Origin of the sequence: Desulfobacter sp. UBA2225 (assembly GCF_002348205.1) — a bacterium.
GTDB classification, from domain to species: domain Bacteria; phylum Desulfobacterota; class Desulfobacteria; order Desulfobacterales; family Desulfobacteraceae; genus Desulfobacter; species Desulfobacter postgatei.
The window spans coordinates 1-4103 of sequence record NZ_DDYV01000288.1 but is presented as its reverse complement, the minus strand read 5'-3'; the positions used below and the strand labels follow the sequence as shown (position 1 = coordinate 4103).

General features: G+C 44.4%; 6 protein-coding genes. 5 read left to right on the top strand and 1 reads right to left on the bottom strand.

Going from position 1 to position 4103, the window contains the following annotated elements; genetic code table 11:
• Positions 1–192 precede the first annotated feature (192 nt).
• The 5 genes from B3D59_RS15005 to B3D59_RS14985 all read left to right on the top strand — a co-directional run bounded on the left by B3D59_RS15005 (position 193) and on the right by B3D59_RS14985 (position 3702).
• On the top strand, positions 193–1431 hold the full coding sequence (locus B3D59_RS15005; RefSeq protein ID WP_286821280.1) for a hypothetical protein: 1239 nt from the start codon (positions 193–195) through the stop codon (positions 1429–1431).
• 243 nt (positions 1432–1674) lie between these two features.
• Complete coding sequence (locus B3D59_RS15000) at positions 1675–2010, top strand: hypothetical protein (protein WP_286821277.1); 336 nt, start codon at positions 1675–1677, stop codon at positions 2008–2010.
• A gap of 74 nt (positions 2011–2084) precedes the next feature.
• Positions 2085–2771, top strand: a complete 687-nt coding sequence (locus B3D59_RS14995) for a DUF2293 domain-containing protein (RefSeq protein ID WP_286821275.1) — start codon at positions 2085–2087, stop codon at positions 2769–2771.
• A 317-nt stretch (positions 2772–3088) separates the two neighbouring features.
• Complete coding sequence (locus B3D59_RS14990; RefSeq protein WP_286821274.1) at positions 3089–3349, top strand: AbrB/MazE/SpoVT family DNA-binding domain-containing protein; 261 nt, start codon at positions 3089–3091, stop codon at positions 3347–3349.
• Entirely contained in the window at positions 3349–3702 is a 354-nt protein-coding gene (locus B3D59_RS14985; protein WP_286821265.1) for a type II toxin-antitoxin system PemK/MazF family toxin, read from the top strand. Before B3D59_RS14990 ends, B3D59_RS14985 begins: the two co-directional genes overlap by 1 nt.
• Positions 3703–3895: 193 nt before the next feature.
• Here B3D59_RS14985 and B3D59_RS14980 read toward each other — a convergent pair.
• The coding region (locus B3D59_RS14980) for a hypothetical protein (protein ID WP_286821254.1) at positions 3896–4103 on the bottom strand (208 nt) is incomplete at its 5' end.

Below are 4103 nucleotides of genomic sequence, written 5' to 3'. Positions count from 1 at the left end.
AACCGGGAAAATGGGAATGCGCCCTTTTCAATTGATTTGGGGCCGGGTAATCTATAAAATATTACGGATTTGGAAATTTTATTAAATCCGACAAAGCAAACGAACGTCGAAACAAAAATCGCCCGCAATGACCCTGCCCATACGGAAGCGGGAAAAAGTATAAAAAATGCTGCGGGTAAGGAGAAATTAATAATGTCAACCCGATTGCCGGAAAAAGCCCTGCTGCTGAAGCGCTTAAAGGATGCCGGGTTCAGCGTGCCAGATTTTCTGTACGTTCCGGCGGAAAACTTTAAAACAAATGAGTTTGCCGAGCTGGAAGCTTTTTTGAAAAACTATCGGGACGGGTTCAAGGTCATCGCTCGCAGCGCCCATCCTGACGAAGAATATTTCAAAGGCGGCTCCTTTGATTCCATACCGACTTACTCGGATATTAGCGGGATAAAGTATGCGCGTAAACGGATGGTGAAATCATCCCTCACCGCCAAAGCCCTTTCGATCAAGAGACAGCAAAAATTCAATCGCGCGCCCGAGATTGACCCGGAACAGATGGGGCTTATCGCAATGCCTTTTATCGATGGATCAAGTGTCATGGCCAAAATGATTGGCCGCCAGTGGGAGTTCGGTTATTGTCGTGACCGTCAGAAAAAGCTGAGTAACGAGCCGTTCATTACCCGAACCCCTCATGACCGAAAACTGATTGACTTGTCAACGCGCATCCAGGATTTTTTAGGGTTCAGTTGTGAAATTGAATATATCATCACGTATGATAATGACATCTATATTGTCCAGGCCAAGGATATTTCGAAATTCGACCTCAAGGAGATGATCGAAAGCGAGCAGCATATCATTGTTCTGGACGGCATTCGGAGAATTCGAAAGCGGCACAGTTATCGTGAACGGCCAACCTTTGTCATGGATAACCAGTCCTTTTATCTGGAGGTCATCACCCAATGTGAGAAAATGGTTCACGGCTGGGGAGATCAACCCACTGTCTTTGAGGATATTCTGGGTGTGATCTCAGATTACCAGCAAACGCTGGAATCATTTGCCCTGCAGCATTGGCGGTTTGCGGTATTGGGCCTTTCCATCATTGTGCCCGGTGATCTTCGTCAGGTCGTCAATCACTATCTTGAAGACACCCCTGAACTTCAGAAGCAGCTTTCAAAGGCCCTGTATGACCACCATTATTTTATCGATCGGTTCATGGCTGAGGCTGACACCGTGATCGCAAGAGATAAAGTTCGTTTAAACCTTGACAGCCACGATGCCTATGGCGTTGATACGGTCCGCAATCCTCTGTGGTCCGTATACTGGTACCAGAAACGACATGCCGAAGTTTGCGCCCGAATCCGGAGCATCGGGTTTAAGACCGGCGACACCATTGGCATTGAAATTAATCCGGACGGCAAACCGCAAATTTTCAAACATTAATCATTGGCTGTTTCAGTCCGGACAGGGAGTTCTTTATGCATGTGCGCTTTGTTGATTCCGGTTTTTTTTGCTCCAGAAAAAAGCCGAATCGATTTTCATTGTTTCCAAATAACAAGGGACAAAGATGAGTGAACACCAGTATGAGAAAGCGCTTGATAATAAAATGGCCAATGAAAAGCATTTGGATCTTTTCACTGGCGAAAAAATTATTGATATAACACCCATTGCACAGGAGAATTAACGATGCAAGACGATTTTTACCCCAACATCATGGCCTTTTTTAACGATTTAAAGATAAAGCAAAAAGCAACTTATCCCGACCGGATGAATAAGGGCGAAGTGTCCACGGTTATCGACCTTGCAATCCACGCCACAAATTCAGAGTCAATGGGTGGCGGCATCAAGGGATATGACAAGCTTTTAGAACAAATCACTCGTCGGATGTCATTGGATCACGGCGAAGAAGCCGTAATCCGGTCTTTAAAGCAGATTATAACACAATTGGAGAAGATCGCTGAGTATGCCCGTCAATTAGATGAAGAAGAAGCCGGGTGTAAAAGCAATGAAGCTTCGTATTAACATTCAAGGAGAGGATTGATTACCCAAATTAAAAACGGTTTTTCCATGGACTTAAATGATTTAAGGCACAATGGATGGTACATCAGCATTTAACTGTCTATCCAGGGCATAGAGAAGGAACACTATATTCTGAATCAGGGGAGAAACTAACACCGCCTGAAGAGTGGGCCTTTTTGCCCGCAGGGGATGCGGCTGTTACAAGGCGAGTAAAATTAAAGGGCCCCGTATGGGTAGTCCAGGCAAAATACCGCAGACGGATGATTTCAAAAGGGATCTGGGCTCCCGCTGACAATATCCTGGCCGCAAAACAGGAAGTGGCTGATAAGAGGGCAACGCCAGTCTATGCCAATGAGCGAAAGCGCGAACTGGCACGAAGAGAGGCCAAGCAAAACGCCTATACACAAGAATTTAATGATCAAATCATCAAGTTTTTGAATTTCCACCCCAGGTATGAGAAAGAGGCACAACTCCTTGGAAAAATCATAACCACCCACGCAACCCCTGTGGGCAGCGGAACCGTTGCTAGGACCCAGCTTATTCCTATTAATAAGAGAGCTCAAGCTGCTGTAATTGCATGGATGCGACATAAGACCACTGCATATGATTCAATGAAAATCCCACGTGTAAAAGGAAAGAGAAGAGAAGCAAGAAGAGACCTGGCCAAAAAATCAATAGAAGTGCTGGAAATATATCGGCATGGCCAGGATGCCAAAGAGGATTGTCCCCTGAAACAGGCATTGGAAAAAGATCATAACTTTTGACCTCAAACTTTAAAACAAGGGGCCACAAAGATCATTGATCAGGAACATGGTAAGGCAAGAGGATTTTGATATTTGGGCCTTGGTCATATTTTAGGCCATCCGAATTTTTGGTAGGTTGGGTTGAGGAACGAAACCCAACGCCGATAAGTTGTTGGGTTTCACTTCGTTCAACCCAACCTACGCTGTGGCCGATGTTATGACCAAGCCCGATATTTGGGTGTAGATTTGGGCTTAAAATGTTTATACGTTGTTGACACAACCCCTTTTGTGCAGTAGTGCATGTTTATACAATGTTTAAACTCTTGAAGGAACACAAAATGACAGAACTGGTTATTAAAAAGTGGGGTAACAGCTTGGCAGCAAGGATACCAAAAGTGATTGCTGATATAATCCAGCTTGAAAAAGATCAGACCGTTACCATTGAGGCGAAAGACGGAAGGATTATTATTACCCCTATCAAAAAGAAAAAAGATTATACACTTGACGAACTTTTAAACCAATGTGATTCCAAGGCTGTTGCCTTGGATGCCGAGGATAAGGCATGGTTGCACGACAAGCCTGTAGGAAAGGAATGGTAATGGCCGCAAGATCTGAAAAAAAAGTGTTTATTCCCGAACGCGGCGATCTTGTCTGGACAGACTTTGACCCTGCCGCCGGTCATGAGCAACTGGGGCATCACCCGGCCCTGGTCCTTTCTCCTGCAATTTTCAATAAAAAAATTCTCCTGGCTTTGGTCGCCCCGGTCACAAGCAGGGTTCAGGGACATGGTTTTGAAGTAGTTTTAGCCGGAGAAAAGATTTCCGGTGTTGTTCTGTGTCATCAGGTCAAGACAATTGATTTTGTGGAAAGAGGTTTAAAGTTTGCTGAAAAGGCCTCGGCCTCAGTAGTAAGTGAAGCTTTGGCTAAAGTAAGGGCACTTATAACGGAATAAGAACTTGCAAAGCGAGGACTACGTGTAGGACAGGCTCAGTTTTTCAGGTAAATGAGCACCCAAGACTATTCCGGTGATTTATCGGTCATTCCCCCACAATACTTCGGGTGTGTCCCACCTTTTACATATCCATTATATAGGGGGTTTTTCCATAATGTCTTGTTCTGTACCTGAATTTATGAACTCAGTAACATCAGCTGACAAATATTTTATTGCCTGATAAATTTTTATATAGTAAGCCTATCCCAAAAATCCATTTTACATTGTTATTACAATGTCTTATATTTTCCTGACAAGAAGAAACAACCGTTGAACAAGGAGAAAAAAGATGGCAGGCGAATTCACTGGATTGACAGATGCCGAATGGGCAGTGATAGAGGGCGCATTCCCATTTTCCCGGT